The sequence below is a fragment of the Cupriavidus sp. SW-Y-13 genome (assembly GCF_009793345.1).
In the GTDB taxonomy this organism is placed as follows: domain Bacteria; phylum Pseudomonadota; class Gammaproteobacteria; order Burkholderiales; family Burkholderiaceae; genus Cupriavidus.
Genome location: NZ_WHLX01000002.1, coordinates 2380366 through 2395644 on the forward strand (window position 1 = coordinate 2380366; position 15279 = coordinate 2395644).

The 15279-nt window shown below is 63.5% G+C and carries 14 protein-coding genes; 12 read left to right on the plus strand and 2 right to left on the minus strand.

All coding sequences use genetic code 11. The features are described 5' to 3' along the window. Nucleotides 1-30: 30 nt before the first annotated feature. Nucleotides 31-1113: a malate:quinone oxidoreductase gene (locus GA566_RS26145; RefSeq protein WP_370459354.1), complete on the minus strand. Its 1083-nt coding sequence runs from the start codon at nucleotides 1111-1113 to the stop codon at nucleotides 31-33. A gap of 185 nt (nucleotides 1114-1298) precedes the next feature. Here GA566_RS26145 and GA566_RS26150 point away from each other — a divergent pair, with 185 nt between their 5' ends. From GA566_RS26150 to GA566_RS26205, 12 genes are all read left to right on the plus strand, one after another. Continuing rightward, entirely contained in the window at nucleotides 1299-2090 is a 792-nt protein-coding gene (locus tag GA566_RS26150) for an amino acid ABC transporter substrate-binding protein (RefSeq protein ID WP_160474456.1), read from the plus strand. Between the two features lie 72 nt (nucleotides 2091-2162). After that, nucleotides 2163-2816, plus strand: a complete 654-nt coding sequence (locus GA566_RS26155; RefSeq protein ID WP_137928139.1) for an amino acid ABC transporter permease — start codon at nucleotides 2163-2165, stop codon at nucleotides 2814-2816. Between the two features lie 4 nt (nucleotides 2817-2820). After that, nucleotides 2821-3570, plus strand: a complete 750-nt coding sequence (locus GA566_RS26160) for an amino acid ABC transporter ATP-binding protein (RefSeq protein ID WP_160474763.1) — start codon at nucleotides 2821-2823, stop codon at nucleotides 3568-3570. Nucleotides 3571-3651: 81 nt separating this feature from the next. Continuing rightward, the gene (locus tag GA566_RS26165; protein WP_160474764.1) at nucleotides 3652-4515 is read left to right on the plus strand and encodes a LysR family transcriptional regulator; all 864 of its coding nucleotides are present in this window, start codon (nucleotides 3652-3654) and stop codon (nucleotides 4513-4515) included. A gap of 123 nt (nucleotides 4516-4638) precedes the next feature. Continuing rightward, nucleotides 4639-5730 carry a putative 2-aminoethylphosphonate ABC transporter ATP-binding protein gene (locus GA566_RS26170; RefSeq protein WP_160474457.1) on the plus strand — a complete coding sequence of 364 codons (1092 nt, stop codon included), beginning with the start codon at nucleotides 4639-4641 and terminating at the stop codon, nucleotides 5728-5730. Between the two features lie 7 nt (nucleotides 5731-5737). Next, the gene (locus tag GA566_RS26175) at nucleotides 5738-7483 is read left to right on the plus strand and encodes a putative 2-aminoethylphosphonate ABC transporter permease subunit (protein ID WP_160474458.1); all 1746 of its coding nucleotides are present in this window, start codon (nucleotides 5738-5740) and stop codon (nucleotides 7481-7483) included. Nucleotides 7484-7506: 23 nt separating this feature from the next. Beyond that, a complete protein-coding gene (gene phnX, locus GA566_RS26180; RefSeq protein WP_160474459.1) occupies nucleotides 7507-8367 on the plus strand; it encodes a phosphonoacetaldehyde hydrolase in 861 nt (286 codons plus the stop codon). Between the two features lie 43 nt (nucleotides 8368-8410). Beyond that, entirely contained in the window at nucleotides 8411-9427 is a 1017-nt protein-coding gene (locus tag GA566_RS26185; RefSeq protein WP_160474460.1) for a putative 2-aminoethylphosphonate ABC transporter substrate-binding protein, read from the plus strand. Nucleotides 9428-9430: 3 nt separating this feature from the next. Then, nucleotides 9431-10651 (plus strand): TIGR03364 family FAD-dependent oxidoreductase, encoded by a 1221-nt coding sequence (locus tag GA566_RS26190; protein WP_171020520.1) that lies wholly within the window; start codon nucleotides 9431-9433, stop codon nucleotides 10649-10651. A 176-nt stretch (nucleotides 10652-10827) separates the two neighbouring features. After that, nucleotides 10828-11865, plus strand: a complete 1038-nt coding sequence (locus tag GA566_RS26195) for an ABC transporter substrate-binding protein (protein ID WP_137928133.1) — start codon at nucleotides 10828-10830, stop codon at nucleotides 11863-11865. A gap of 14 nt (nucleotides 11866-11879) precedes the next feature. Continuing rightward, nucleotides 11880-12842, plus strand: coding sequence for an isopenicillin N synthase family oxygenase (locus tag GA566_RS26200; RefSeq protein ID WP_160474461.1), 963 nt, complete (start codon nucleotides 11880-11882; stop codon nucleotides 12840-12842). Beyond that, nucleotides 12839-13234 (plus strand): VOC family protein, encoded by a 396-nt coding sequence (locus GA566_RS26205; RefSeq protein ID WP_160474462.1) that lies wholly within the window; start codon nucleotides 12839-12841, stop codon nucleotides 13232-13234. Before GA566_RS26200 ends, GA566_RS26205 begins: the two co-directional genes overlap by 4 nt. A 159-nt stretch (nucleotides 13235-13393) precedes the next feature. Here GA566_RS26205 and GA566_RS26210 read toward each other — a convergent pair whose 3' ends face one another. Then, entirely contained in the window at nucleotides 13394-14953 is a 1560-nt protein-coding gene (locus GA566_RS26210) for a methyl-accepting chemotaxis protein (protein ID WP_160474463.1), read from the minus strand. Between the last annotated feature and the right edge of the window lie 326 nt (nucleotides 14954-15279).

Genomic DNA, 15279 nt, shown 5'->3' on the forward strand with positions numbered 1-15279 from the left:
GGGAGAGAGAGAGCGAACCCGCTACAGCGCTTACAGCGCCATATCCGGCACCTTCTTCACCACGCCCGGCGTCGTTGTGGGGGCGGTGGACGGGACGAAGCCGTCGAGGCTGGGCGGGGCGATGGCCAGTTGCAGGGTTTCGGCGGTGGTGGCCCATTCCGTTGCCAGAAGCTGCGGGTTCTCATTGAGCGTCTTGCCGTAGCTGGGCACGATCTCGCGGATTTTTTGCTGCCATGCCGGCGTCTTCATCTGGTCTGCGAAGACGCGTTCCAGCAGCGACAGCATGATCGCCGGCGATGTGGAGCCGCCCGGCGAAGCACCCAGCAGTGCGGAGACGGAGCCGTCCGCAGACACGACTACTTCGGTACCGAGCTTGAGCACGCCACCCTTCTCGTGGTCATTCTTGATGATCTGCACGCGCTGGCCGGCTTCCCACAGGCGCCAGTCAGCGTCTTTCGCCTCGGGCATGTAGTGGCGGAGTGCCGCCATCTTTTCGTCCCGCGACAAGGCCAACTGCTCCGCCAGATACTTCACCAGCGCGAATTCGTGCGCGCCGACCTGCAGTTGCGGCACGATGTTCGACGGCGTGGTGGCCTTGACCAGATCGAAGTACGAGCCATTCTTGAGGTACTTGCTCGACCATGTGGCGAACGGTCCGAACAGGATGACCTTCTTGCCGTCGAGGACACGCGTGTCGAGGTGAGGCACCGACATCGGGGGCGAGCCGGTATCCGCCAGGCCGTAGACCTTGGCCAGATGGCGCGCGGCGATCTCGGGCTTGTCGCAGACCAGGAACTCGCCGCCGACCGGGAAGCCGCCGTATTGCTTCGCCTCGGGAATGCCGGACAGTTGCAACAGCGGCAGAGCTGCGCCACCCGCGCCGATAAATACTTTCGCGGCATCGACCGTCTGGATTTTCGTGCCGTCCCGGGTATCGAACGCGGACACACGCCATGTGCCATCTTCGTTGCGCGTGATCGACCGCACTTCATAGCCGGTGGAGACCTTCACGCCGGCCTTGGCGGCGAGGTGCGTGTAACGCAGCCTTCGCCGATTCTGGGGGAAAACCCCGATAGGCAAGTGTGAAAAAATGGGGTTTCGAACGATTGACACATTGCCTGAGGCATGCCAACGGGGTAAGCCTCGCCAGACGCCATGGATCAAACGAGATCGGCGTAAAGTCGGTCAAGCGCCACAAGTATTCGCAGAAAATCGTAGTTTTCCCGGGGTGACGGGGCGCACGCTGGTATCGTATCGGCCTTGAAAAAAATTCCACTCCTCCTCGGCACACGATCCCAATGAAAAAAATCGCTGCACTCCTGATGATTGCCGGTCTCGTCACGCTCGCCGCTTGCGGCAAGAAAGAGGCTGATACCACTGCCCAACCGGCTGCTGCCGCTGCCACCACCGTGGTGGTGGGTCTCGACGATAACTTCCCGCCGATGGGCTTCCGCAACGAGAAGAACGAACTGGTCGGCTTCGACATCGACATGGCGAAGGAAGCGAGCAACCGCCTGGGCCTGAAGGTGGAGTTCAAGCCCATCGACTGGAGCGCCAAGGAAGCCGAACTGAACGGCAAGCGCGTGGACGTGCTGTGGAACGGCCTGACGATCACGGACGAGCGCAAGAAGAACATCGGCTTCACCGCGCCGTACATGACCAATCACCAGATCATCATGGTCACGGCCAACTCGCCGATCAAGACCAAGGCAGAACTGGCCGGCAAGATCGTAGGTGCGCAGGACGGCAGCAGCGCCGTGGACGCCATCAAGAAGGACGAAAAGACGGCGGCGAGCCTGAAGGACGTGAAGACGTTTGGCGACAACGTCACCGCGCTCATGGACCTGTCGACCGGCCGCCTCGACGCCGTCGTCGTGGATGAGGTCGTGGGCCGCTATCTGGCCAGCAAGCGCCCCAACGAGTACCGCGTGCTGGACGAGAACTTCGGCACGGAAGACTATGGCGTGGGCGTGCGCAAGGATGACGCGGAGCTGCTCGAGAAGCTGAACAAGACGCTGGCGGCGATGAAGCAGGATGGCACGGCTGCGAAGATCTCGGCGCAGTGGTTCGGCGCGGATATCACGAAGTAAACAAGAAGTCAGCAAGTAAGCAGAAAAAACCCAGCCAGCGCGCCGGAGGCGTGCTGGCATTTTCGTTTCCGCATGGACTACGTTCTTACACTGCTGCCCCCGATGATGGAGGGGGCCAAGCTCACGCTGGGCTTGTTCGCCATTACCCTGGCGCTGGCCGTGCCATTGGGACTGGCGCTGGCGCTGATGCGCATCTCGGCCTGGCGGCCGCTGAGCCAGCTGGTCAACGGCTATATCTGGCTGATGCGCGGCACGCCGCTCATGCTCCAGATGCTGTTCATCTACTACGCGTTGCCCTTCGTGCCCTACGTCGGCATCAAGCTGCCCGACTTCCCGGCTGCCGTGGTGGCGTTCGCGCTGAACTACGCGGCGTACTTCGCGGAGATCTTCCGTGCAGGTATCCAGTCCGTGGAGCGCGGTCAGTACGAGGCCAGCAAGGCATTGGGCCTGAGCTATGTGCAGACCATGCGCCGCGTGGTGCTGCCGCAGATGATCGGTCGTGTCCTGCCGCCGGTCAGCAACGAGACCATTACGCTGGTCAAGGACACCTCGCTGATCTACGTGCTGGCGCTCAACGACATCCTGCGTACCGCGCGCGGTATCGTCCAGCGCGATTTCACCACCTCGCCGTTTCTGGTCGCTGCGGCGTTCTACCTCGTCATGACGCTGATCCTGACGTGGTTCTTCCAGAGACTCGAGAAGCGCTATGCAAAATTCGACCAGTAAGCCGATGATCGTTGCCAGCGACATCCACAAATCGTTCGGCACGCTGCAGGTGCTCAAGGGCGTCTCGCTCTCGCTGAACAAGGGCGACGTGACCGCCGTGATCGGTCCGTCCGGCTCGGGCAAGAGCACGTTGCTGCGCTGCCTGAATCATCTGGAAGTGGTCGATAGCGGCGAGATTCGCGTGGCGGGCGAGTTGCTGGTGTCCACGGTGGAAGGCCGCGCGAAGTATCCCGATGCGGCCACCGTGCGGCGCGTCTGCGCGAAGATGGGCATGGTGTTCCAGTCGTTCAATCTGTTTCCGCACCTGACCGTGCTGGAAAACCTGATCGAAGCGCCAATCACGGTCAAGCGCATGCCGCGCGACCAGGCCATCACCATCGCCGAATCGCTACTGCACAAGGTGGGTCTGTCCGACAAGCGCGACAACTATCCGTCGCGGCTCTCGGGCGGGCAGAAGCAGCGTGTGGCCATCGCACGCGCGCTGGCGATGGAGCCGGACATCATGCTGTTCGATGAACCGACTTCCGCGCTGGACCCTGAACTCACCGGCGAAGTGCTGCGCACCATGCGCCAGCTTGCCGACGAGCACATGACGATGCTCGTGGTCACGCACGAAATGGGCTTTGCCCGTGACGTGGCGAACCACGTGGTCTTCATGGATGGCGGCAAGGTCGTGGAGGAAGGCGCGCCCGAGCAACTGTTCGGTGCGCCCGTGCATGCGCGTACGCGGGATTTCCTGGCGCGCGCTTACTGATGCGGGGAGAGCGGGGCGCTGTCAGGCGCTTCCGCTAGAATGGGCCGCCATTCCGGCCCGACACTCATCTCGCCCGCTCCCATGCTCGTCGCGCAACTCAAGTCGTTCTTCATGGTCGCCCGCATGGGCAGCATCACGCTGGCCGCCAAGCAGTTGGGTCTGTCCCAGCCGACCGTGACCTCGCAGATCAAGGCGCTGGAAGAGGCGTACAACATCGAACTGTTCTACCGGGGCGGCCGTCGCCTTGCGCTGTCCGATGCAGGCGTGCGGCTGATGCCGCTGGTGGATGAACTGGTCCGCCAGGAAACCGAGATCGAGTTCTTCCTGCGCAATTCCGGCGGCACGGCCACCGGGCATTTGCGCATTGGCGCCACCGGGCCGTACTACATCCTCGACATCATCGATCGTTTCTGCAGCGATCATCCCGGCATCGACGTCAGCATCGAGGCGGGCAACTCGGCGCAGATGCTCGAAGCGTTGCAGGAATATCGCGTGGACGTGGCGTCGTCGTCGCATCGCGTGGATGATGCGCGCTTCCTGCGGATCGAACTGGCGCGCGATCCGCTGGTGCTGGTGGTGCATCGCAGCCATCCGCTGGCCGCCCGCAACAGTGTGCCGGTGAAGATGCTGGCGCAATGCCGGCTACTGGTACGCGAGGCGGGATCGACAACGCGTGCGATGACCGAGACGATGATGGCTCAGGCGGGTGTCACGCCAGCGTCCACGGTGGAGATTGGCAGCCGCGAATCCATACGCGAGGCCATCACGCGCAACCTGGGTGTGAGCGTGATTGCGCGGCAGGAAGTGCCGAGCCATCCGGACCTGCGCATGCTGACGTTCGACGATGCTCAGCCTGAACTGAGCGAATACCTGTACTGCCTGCACGACCGCAGCGAGGCGCGGCTGATTGCGGCTTTCCTGGGGCTCGTGCACCCGGTTGCGTAAGCCGGACCCACCACTCCAATACAAAAACCGGGAATGGAGGCATTGGCGCATTTGGGCTAACTGCCACGATGGCTACATGCCGGCTGACTACATTGGGGGCTGTTATCTCAACCGCCCCCGCCGATGTTCCAGCCAACCTTCCACCCGAACCAGAGCAACGCCAGACCGTTTCTCTCCGTGCGGCAAGTCACGCGCCGCTTTGGTGCGTTCACGGCACTCGAAGGCGTGTCGCTGGATGTGGCGCAGGGCGAATTCGTCTGCCTGCTGGGCCCGTCCGGCTGTGGCAAGACCACGCTGCTGCGCATCATCGCCGGGCTCGAAGCGCAGGATGCCGGAAGCATCGTGGCCGGTGGCCGCGATATCTCCAGCCTGCCGCCAGGCGAGCGTGACTACGGCATCGTCTTTCAGTCCTATGCGCTGTTTCCCAACCTGACGGTTGCGCAGAACGTGGCCTATGGCCTCGGTGATGTGCGCGGCAGCCGTGCGCGGGAGCGGGTGTCCGAGATGCTGGCGTTGGTCGGTCTCTCGGGCAGCGAGGCCAGGTATCCCTCGCAACTGTCGGGCGGCCAGCAGCAGCGCGTGGCACTGGCGCGCGCGCTGGCGCCCGCACCGTCGCTGCTGCTGCTCGACGAACCGATGTCGGCGCTGGATGCGCAGGTGCGTGAACACTTGCGCATCGAACTGCGCCGCCTGCAGCGCAAGCTGAATGTGACCACGGTGATGGTCACGCACGATCAGGACGAGGCGATGGCCATGGCCGATCGCATCGCCGTGATGTCGAACGGTCGCATCGAGCAGACCGGCACACCCGCCGACATCTATGCACAACCGGCCACGGCATTCGTCGCCGGGTTTGTCGGTCAGGCCAACTGGCTGCCGTTGTCGCGCAGTGCGGAAGGTATGCCGATGCTGGCCGGCAAGGCGTTGTCGATTGACGGGAATGCCGATGCCGATGTCGCCAACGGAGCGCCCCGCCTGTTCTGCCGTCCCGAAGCCGTGACACTGCACGCCGCTGAAGATGCACCCAATCGCCATCTCGCCCGCGTGGTCGAACACATCTATCTGGGCAGCCGCACGCGCCTGACGCTGGCTATCGACGGCTTGCCCGACGCGCCGCTGGTGGCCGAAGTCCCGTCGCATGCACTGCGCGCGGACGTTGGCGACAGCAAGCTGTGGATCGCGCTGGCGCGCGACGGCCTGCGGGTCTACGCGTGAGGATGCGATGCCGATGATCCAACGCGAAGCCCACGTCATGGCCATCACGCCCGCCGCATCCACGCCGCGCACAAAGTTCTGGCGCACCGATGCGCCGATGCTCGCGAGTATGAAGCTCGTATGGCTGTTGCTGCTGACGCTCGGCCTGTTGTTGCCGGTGGCGATGATGCTGCTGCAGGCCACCGGCCTGGTTGCCGGCGCGCATGGCACCGATCAGCACGGCCTGGCATTGGTCGCCCATGTCGTACAGGCTCCGAATTTCCTGGCGATGGTGGGTCGCACGTTGGCCGTGTCCGGCACTGTTGCCGCCATCGTCGTGCCGCTGGCCTTCGCCTTCGCCTACGCGGTGCAACGCACGCGCATGCCGCTGCGCGGCACGATGCGCACCTTGGCCATGCTGCCGCTGTTTGCGCCGTCGCTGCTGCCGGGTATCGCACTCGTCTATCTGTTCGGCAATCAGGGCTTGTTCAAGGCATGGATGCCCGGCGCGAGCATCTACGGCTTCTGGGGCATCGTGCTGGGCGAGTCGTTCTACACGTTCCCCTACGCGCTGATGCTGATGCTCGCTACGCTGACGCTGGCCGATGGGCGACTCTACGATGCAGCGCGCGCAATGGGTGCTACGCAGTGGCGCACGTTCTGCACGGTCACGCTGCCCGGTGCACGCTATGGATTGTTCGGCGCGTTCGCACTGGTCTTCACGCTCGTCGCCACGGACTTCGGCGTCCCCACCGTGGTGGGCGGCAGTTATCAGGTGCTGGCCGTGGAAGCGTACAAGGCCGTGGTGGGCCAGCAGCAATTCGCGCGCGGTGCAGTGATCGGTCTGATGCTGTTGCTGCCTGCGCTGCTGACGTTCGGTGTCGAGCGCATCGTGCAGCGCCGCCAGCATGCCGCGCTGGCGAGCCGCGCGCAGCCGTATCAGCCGCAACCGGATCGCTTGCGCGATGGACTCTATCTGCTGCTGACCACGCTCGTGATCGGCTGGATTCTGCTGATGCTCGCCACGGCGGTGGGCGCATCGCTCGTAAAGCTGTGGCCGTACAACCTCGACCTGTCGCTGCGCAACTACGACTTCGACAATATGGATGGTGGCGGCTGGCTGGCGTATCGCAACAGCCTGAAGCTCGCCACGCTGACCATGATGTTCGGCACCGCATTGATCTTCACCGGTGCATGGCTGGTGGAGAAGACGCGCATGGCCACATGGCTGCATCCGGTGATCCGCTTTGCCGTGCTGCTGCCGATGGCGGTGCCCGGTCTTGTGTTGGGTCTCGGCTACGTCTTCTTCTTCAACCATCCGGACAATCCGCTGAATGGCCTGTACGGCAGCATGACGCTGATGGTGCTCTGCACGATCATGCATTGCGCCACCACGGCACACCTCACGTCGGTGGCGTCGCTCGGTCAGCTCGATCCGGTCTTTGAATCGGTATCGGCCTCGCTCAAGGTCTCGGCGCTGCGCACCTACTGCCGCGTGACGTTGCCGATGTGCCTGCCCGTCGTGCTGTCCTGCGCACGCTTTCTGTTTGTCTCGGCGATGACCACGGTATCCGCCGTGATCTTCCTGTACAGCCCTGACACCGTGCTGGCTTCGGTAGCTGTGCTGAACATGGATGACGCCGGCGACATCGGTCCCGCTGCGGCCATGTCCACGCTGATTCTCGTCACATCCATCGTCGTATCGCTGTTGCTGGAGTTCGCCATGCGCGGCGTCATGCGGCGCACGCAAGCCTGGCGCACGGCCTCCCGTTGAACTCGTTGAAAGGAAACATGAACATGGGTGATATCTCCCCGATCAAGACTCGCCCGGCGGGCAACCCTGCACCGCTGCGCCTGGAAGCCGCCGTGCTGGACTGGGCCGGTACGGTCGTCGATTTCGGGTCGTTCGCACCGACGCAGATCTTCGTGGAAGCCTTCGCGGAGTTCGGTGTGGCCATTACGCTCGACGAAGCGCGTGGTCCGATGGGCCTGGGCAAGTGGGACCACATCCGCACGCTGTGCAACGACAGTGCGATTGCCACGCGTTTCTCGCTGGCGCACGGTCACATGCCCACCGATGAAGACGTGACCGCCATCTACAACCGCTTCATGCCGCTGCAGATCGCCAAGGTTGGCACGCACTCGGCCATGATCCCCGGCGCGCTGGAGACCATTGCCGCGCTGCGCGAGGCCGGCATGAAGATCGGTTCGTGCTCGGGCTATCCGCGCGTGGTGATGGATCGCGTAGTGGCACTCGCTGCCGAAGCCGGTTACCAGCCTGACTGCGTAGTGGCCTGCGATGACGTGCCGCGTGCGCGTCCGTACCCCGCGCAGGCACTACGCAATGTGGTGGATCTCGGTATCGGCGATGTGGCCGCCTGCGTGAAGGTGGACGACACCGTGCCCGGTATCGAAGAAGGCCATCGCGCCGGCATGTGGACCGTGGCGTTGCTGATGTCGGGCAACACGCTGGGCCTGCCGTACGAAGACTATGCGGCGCTGTCCGATGACGAGCGTGCCCATCATCGCGAAGCCATTTCGGCGGGCTTTGCTGCATGCCGCCCGCACTACGAGATCGACACGATTGCCGACCTGCCGGTTGTCGTCGCGGATATCAACCGTCGCATGGCGAGCGGCGAACGCCCGCAATGCGTCTGAATCGCTTGATCGTTGCACCCCTAACCACTGAAACGAGAAAACCATGACTGCACGTCTTTCCCTGTTGGCCGTCGCCGCTGCGATGGTGCTCAGCACGTCGGCGTATGCCGCCACGACCCTGACCGTCTACACCGCGCTCGAAGCAGACCAGGTGGCTGCGTACAAGGCAGCGTTCGAGAAGGCGAATCCCGATATCGAAATCAAGTGGGTGCGTGACTCCACCGGTGTGGTCACGGCCAAGCTGCTGGCGGAGAAGAACAACCCGCGCGCCGATGTGATCTGGGGTCTCGCCGCATCGAGCCTGGCGATTCTCGACAAGGAAGGCATGCTGACGCCGTACGCACCGGCCGACCTGTCGAAGATCGACGCACGCTACCGCAGCAGCGCCAACCCGCCGGCATGGGTGGGCATGGATGTGTGGGGCGCGGCCATCTGCTTCAACACCGTGGAAGCGCAAAAGCAGAACCTGCCGAAGCCCACGTCGTGGGCAGACCTGACCAAGCCGGTGTACGCGGGCAAGATCGTGATGCCGAATCCGGCCTCGTCGGGCACGGGCTATCTCGACGTCAGCGCGTGGCTGCAGATGATGGGCGAGCAGAAGGGCTGGGCCTACATGGATGCGCTGCACCAGAACATCGGCCAGTACACGCATTCGGGTTCCAAGCCGTGCAAGATGGCTGCATCGGGCGAATTCCCGATCGGTATCGCGTTCGAATATCGCGCCGTGAAGACGAAGAAGGATGGTGCGCCGATCGACATCGTGCTGCCGGCGGAAGGTCTGGGCTGGGACGTCGAGGCCACCGCGATCATGAAGGGCACGAAGAACGTGGAGGCCGCGAAGAAGCTTGCCGATTTCTCGGCAAGCCCCGCTGCCATGGCGCTGTACGAGAAGAACTTTGCCGTGGTGGCGAGCCCGGGTTTCTCCAAGCCGGATGCACTGCTGCCGGCCGATTACGAGAAGCGCCTGATCAAGAACGATTTCGCATGGGCCAGCGCGAATCGTGATCGCATCCTCGTCGAGTGGTCCAAGCGTTATGACGGCAAGTCGGAGAAGAAGTAAGTGATGGAAGCACCCGCATTTCAAGGGGGCCTGGATGCCAGCACCGACGTGGCAATTGTCGGCGCAGGCATCCTCGGTCTGGCGCACGCAGCGGCCGCCGTCAAGCGCGGCCTGCGCGTGACGGTGTTCGAGCGCAGCGAAGTGGCAGTAGGCGCCTCGATCCGCAATTTCGGGCAGATGCTGGTGACCGGCCAGCCGCCCGGCATCATGCTGGATCTGGCACGCGAAAGCCGTGCGCTGTATTTGGGATGGGCCGAGCGCGCGGGTATCTCGGCACGTGCCAATGGCGCGCTGCTGTTCTCGCGTGACCGCACGGAAGACGCCGTGCTCGAAGAGTTCATGGATACGCGCGCGCCGGCTTTCCGCTACAACGTGAAGCTGCTGCGCGGTGCCGATCTGGCCGGCCTCTATGACGGCCGCTTCGCCATGCATCGGTCGGCGCTGCAGGGCTTCGACGATCTGCAGTTGTACTCGCGCGAAGCCGTTCCCGCGCTGGCCGTGTGGCTCGCCACGCAGGGCGTGCGCTTCCATTTCGGCACGCTGGTGCGAGGCGTGGACCATGGTCGGCTCGATACCACGGCGGGCGTCTGCAACGCGCAGCGCGTGATCGTGTGTAGCGGTCACGACTACCAGACGCTGTGCGCCGAACAGTTGCGCGCGCTGGAGCCGCAGGTGTGTCGCCTGCAGATGCTGCGCGTGACGCCGGAAGATGGCTTCCATCTGCAGCACGCGGTGCTCACGGGTTTGTCGTGCACGCACTACGGCGCGTTTGCCGATCTGCAGACGGCACGGGCACTCGCCACGCAGATCGAGCAACAGCGTCCCGAGCTGCAACGCCACGGCATCCACCTGCTGGTCAGCCCGACGCCCTATGGTGACTGGATCATCGGCGACTCGCACGACTACAGCCAGGATGCGCGTCCGTTCAATGCGGAATCCGTGGACAGCATCATGCTGGATCTGGCACGCGATACGCTGCGCAGCAAGCTGCGCGTGGTGGAGCGCTGGCAGGGTGTGTACGGTGCCAAGCGTCACACGCCGGGCAGCGGCGCGTTTTCGATCACGCGTATAGACGACCGCACCACGGTGGCGCTGATGCATAGCGGGGTCGGCATGAGCGTGGGTCCGGCCCTCGCGCATCGGCATGTGGAAGCACTGGTGGACGGTACGGCGCTGCCGCAGTGGACCGCACCCGCATCGTTGCCTGCCACGGCCATCGCCTGATCGATCGGAGTGCGCCGTCGTGGCGCATCGTGCCGCATTGCGGTGCAAGGTGTCGCCAGATTCTTGGCACGGAACCTGCGTGGATACAGCGCGGAGAGTAGAAGCGTTCAGCGGCAGTTCTGCCGCCCGGAAATTGCTCGCCACGTGTATCCACGCCTGTTTCCGGAGTGCTTTCCATGCGACGCCGTACCTTCCTGCGCGCCACTGGCGCCACCGCGTTTTCTTCCCTGCTGGCCGCACCGGCTTTCGTCCGTGCCTCGGGTTCGCTGCAGAAATTCAAATTCAATCTCGGCTGGAAAGTGGAAGCGTCTGGCGCCGGCTTCCTGTTGGCGCTGCAGCGCGGCTACTACAAGGATGCCGGCCTCGATGTGGTGATCGATACCGGCAACGGCTCGGCCTCGGCCATCAGCCTGGTAGCGGGCGGTGCCTATGATTGCGCATCCGCAGACCTGGCGGCGATGATTGAATTCAACGCGGCCAATCCCACTGCTGCACTCAAGGCCGTGGCGATCCAGTACGACCTGAATCCCAATGCGGTGATCGTTCGCAAGGGCGGCGGCATCGTCAAGCCTGGCGACCTCGCGGGCAAGACCATCCTCGGTCAGCCTTTCAATGCTTCGCGCAAGCTGTTTCCCGTATTCGCCAAGGCGCAGGGTTTCGATCCGGCAACGGTCAAGTGGGAGAACGCCACGCCCGATATTGGCGATACGCGCTTTGCGAAAGGCGATTTCGATGCGGCTGCGTATTTCTATTTCACCGGCCTGCTGAACCTGAAAGCGCGCGGACTCGGGCCGGAGAAGCTGACTGTGTTCCGCTTCTCGGACTACGGCATGAAATCGTATGGCAACGGACTCGTGGCCAATCGAAAGAGCATGGCCGAACAGCCGGAGGCGATGAAGGCCTTCGTCAAGGCATCCACGCGCGGATGGATCGAGGCGATGGCGGACCCGAAGGCGGGCGCTGCCGCCGTGAAGGCACGCGAGCCATTGGCCGATCAGACGCTGGAATTCGAGCGCCTGAAACTGATCGTCGATGGATCGATGCGCACGCCCGATACGCAACGCGATGGCTGGGGCGCGGCCACGCAGGCGCGTCTGCAGGCGACCGTCGACGAGACGGTAGGCGCGTTCGGCATCAAGCAGCCGATGACCGCTGCAGATATCTGGACGGATCAGTTCCTGCCTGCGGCAGCGGATCGGAAGCTCAAGGCGTAAGGGGGGCCTGCATCATGTCGATTCCCATGATCGATCTTGCGGATGCCTTGACGCCCGGTGCGCCGCGCAGCGCCGAGGTGGCGCAGGCTTTTCGTGCCGCCGCGATGTCATCGGGCTTCTTCTACATTCGCCATCACGGCGTGCCACGCCAACTGGTAGCGGAGCAGTTCGCGCTGGCCAAGGCGTTGCTGGATCTGCCGGATGCCACGCGTCATGCGCTCGCCATGGGCAATTCGCCGACGATGCGCGGCTTCGAGAACCTTGGCGATCAACGGCTCGATGCCGCAGCGCGGCCCGACCTCAAGGAGAGCTTTTACTGCGGGATGGCGTATCCCGATGACCATCCCTATGTGGTGGCGGGCTACCAGACCTATGGTCACAATCAGTGGCCCGTGGAACTGCCGCAGGCGCCCGCGCAGTGCCAAACCTATATCGACGCGATGCTGACGCTTTCACGCCGGCTCATGCAGTTGATGGCGCTGTCGCTGGACCTGCCTGAGGACTACTTCGATCACACGAGCAACAGCCCGATGGTGACGCTGCGCATGATCCGGTATCCGGCGCATCCGGCCGATGCCGATGATCGAACGTTCGGCGCCGGTGCGCATACGGACTGGGGCGCCGTGACGATCCTTGCGCAGGACCAGCACGGTGGTCTCGAAGTGCAGATGCCGGATGGACAGTGGGTGGCCGCCACGCCGATGGCAGACTGCTTCGTGGTCAACCTGGGCGATATGGTGCCGCGCTGGACCAACGGTCACTATCACTCGAATCCGCATCGCGTGCGCAACGTGCATTCCGATGGCTTGCCGCGCTACTCGATTCCGTTCTTCTACGAACCCGACTATCTGGCACGCATCGAACCCGTTCCGGGTACCGTTGCGGAAGGCGAGACTCCGCGCTATGCACCGTGCACGGCAGGCGAGCATCTGACAGAGATGTATCGAAAGACCTATGTGCCGGAGGCCGTGGCATGAAGCTCTGGTTCAACCTGCTCTGCCGGGACATTGACGCACAACTGGCGTTCTATCAGCGCGTACTTGACCTGCCGGAAGCGGCGGCGAGCCGCTCGCCGATCTACTGCGCGCTCGAAACCCCGGACTTCCAGTTCGGTTTCAACGCAGAGCCGGCGTACGAGTCGCTGGGGCTTGCGGATCGGAAACCCATCGATGGTACGAACGCGCCCACGATCGCCTATGCCACGTTCATGGTGGAAGCATTGGCACGTGTCGATGCCGCAGCGGCGTTGATGACGAGCCTCGGCGGGACCATCGTCAAGGCTCCGTTCAAGACGTACTACGGGCAGTGGCAGACCGTGCTCGCAGATCCGGAGGGGAATGTGTTTCGGGTAGCGGCGGTCATCGCGTGAATGGCTGCGCGGCGCGCGGAGTCCAGTCGATTGTGAGAGGGGAGTTCACCGAGAGGTCAGGTCAATCCAAAAAAAAGGGCGACGCCTCACGGCATCGCCCACTGACCCCCCGGTCTTCCCGTCCTGCGGGCTGTTGGCCCGCTTGTGGTTATTTCGTGCTTACAACGCTCCCGCCAGCCTGAACTGGCCCACCGCGCGGTGCAGCGCATCGGCCTGGTCTTCCAGCGATGCGGCTGCGGCAGTGGCTTCCTCCACCAGCGCGGCGTTCTGCTGCGCCATCTGGTCCATCTGCGATACCGCCTGATTGACCTGCTCGATGCCGCCGCTCTGTTCTTCAGTGGCGGCGCGCATTTCGCCCATCAGGTCTGTCACGCGTTTGACTGCACTGACGATTTCTTCCATCGCGCGGCCTGCGCCTTCCACCAGTACGGCGCCGTCTTCCACGCGCTGCGCGGAGTTGTCGATCAGCGACTTGATTTCCTTGGCGGCCGTGGCGCTGCGTTGCGCCAGGCTACGCACCTCGCCGGCCACTACCGCGAAGCCGCGACCTTGTTCACCGGCACGCGCGGCTTCCACCGCAGCATTCAGCGCCAGGATGTTGGTCTGGAACGCGATGCCTTCGATCACCGCAATAATGTCGACCACCTTGCCGGAGGCCGCCTTGATCTCGCCCATGGTGCCCACCACCTGATGCACGATCTCGCCGCCGCGCGTGGCGATGTCCGAGGCGCCTTCGGCCAATCGTGCCGCCTGGCGTGCATTCTCGGCGCTCTGGCGCACGGTGCCGGTCAGTTCTTCCATGCTCGCGGCGGTTTGCTCCAGCGAGGCGGCTTGTTCCTCGCTGCGACGCGAGAGATCGACGTTGCCCGCCGAGATCTGGCGTGCCGCGCCTGCGATGGAATCGGCGGAACCGCGAATCTGGCCGATGGCACCAGTCAGCCGTGCCTGCATCTGCTGCATGTTGAACAGCACGCTGTCACGATCATTCGGTGCCACCTGCACAGGCGTGGCGAGATCGCCTTCGGCAATGCTTGCGGCGATGCGCGAGGTCACGGCCGGATCGCCGCCGAGCTGCTTCTGCAAGCCCACGGCAATGCGCACCATCACTACGCTCATCAACGCACCCACGGCCAGCAACCAGCCGAGCGCCTTCCAGAGCGACGTGCGGAATTCGGCGTTGATGTCGTCGAGATAGAGGCCGGCGATGAAGTCCCAGTCCCACGGCTTGAAGTTCAGCACGTAGCTCAGCTTGGGCTGCGGGGCTTCGGCACCGGGTTTCGGCCACAGGTATTCGATAAAGCCGCGGCCTTGCGTCTTGCCGATCTGGGCGATATCGCGGAACAGGTAGACGCCGTTGGGGTCCTTCATGTCCGACATGTTCTTGCCATTGAGTTCGGACTTGATGGCGTGCATCAGCACCACGGCATCCGAGCGCATCAGCGTGAAATAACCATCGGCTCCAAAGCGCATCGCACGCACGCGGTCGAGCGCCTGCTTCTGGGCGTCTTCGGTGCTCATCTTGCCGGCACGGGCCATCGCCTCGTATTCGGCAACTACTGAATTAGCAGTGTCGGTGACCTGTTCGAGCGCCACCTTGCGATCCGCCAGACGCATCTCGCGCATCTGCCAGACGTTCCACAACGTGATGGCCAACAGGCACACCCAGCTCAGCACCAGGGGCAGCATGAGCTTCTTTTTCAGACTCAGGTTTTGCAGCATCCGTCTCCTCCGTTTCTCGTGATCGATGTCGGGACGATTCGCACGTCGTCCTCCATGAGCGGCGCTAACGGCGGCCCGGACACCAAACTTGATCGAGGATTACTACCAATTGGGTAATAGTGGCGGACGTGCCACTCCGCAGCGCGATGCAACGGAGATTTGTGGCAGTTCGTGGCAGCGTAACGCGCCGTAACGAAACGGCGGGCGTCGAAATGCCGCACGGCGTTGCTCTCCAAAATGAGAACCATTATCATCGGTCGGTTTGGGCGGGCATTGTGATGCCATCGCCAGTTGGCCGGTATCTCCTGCTTATCCTCCTTCATCAC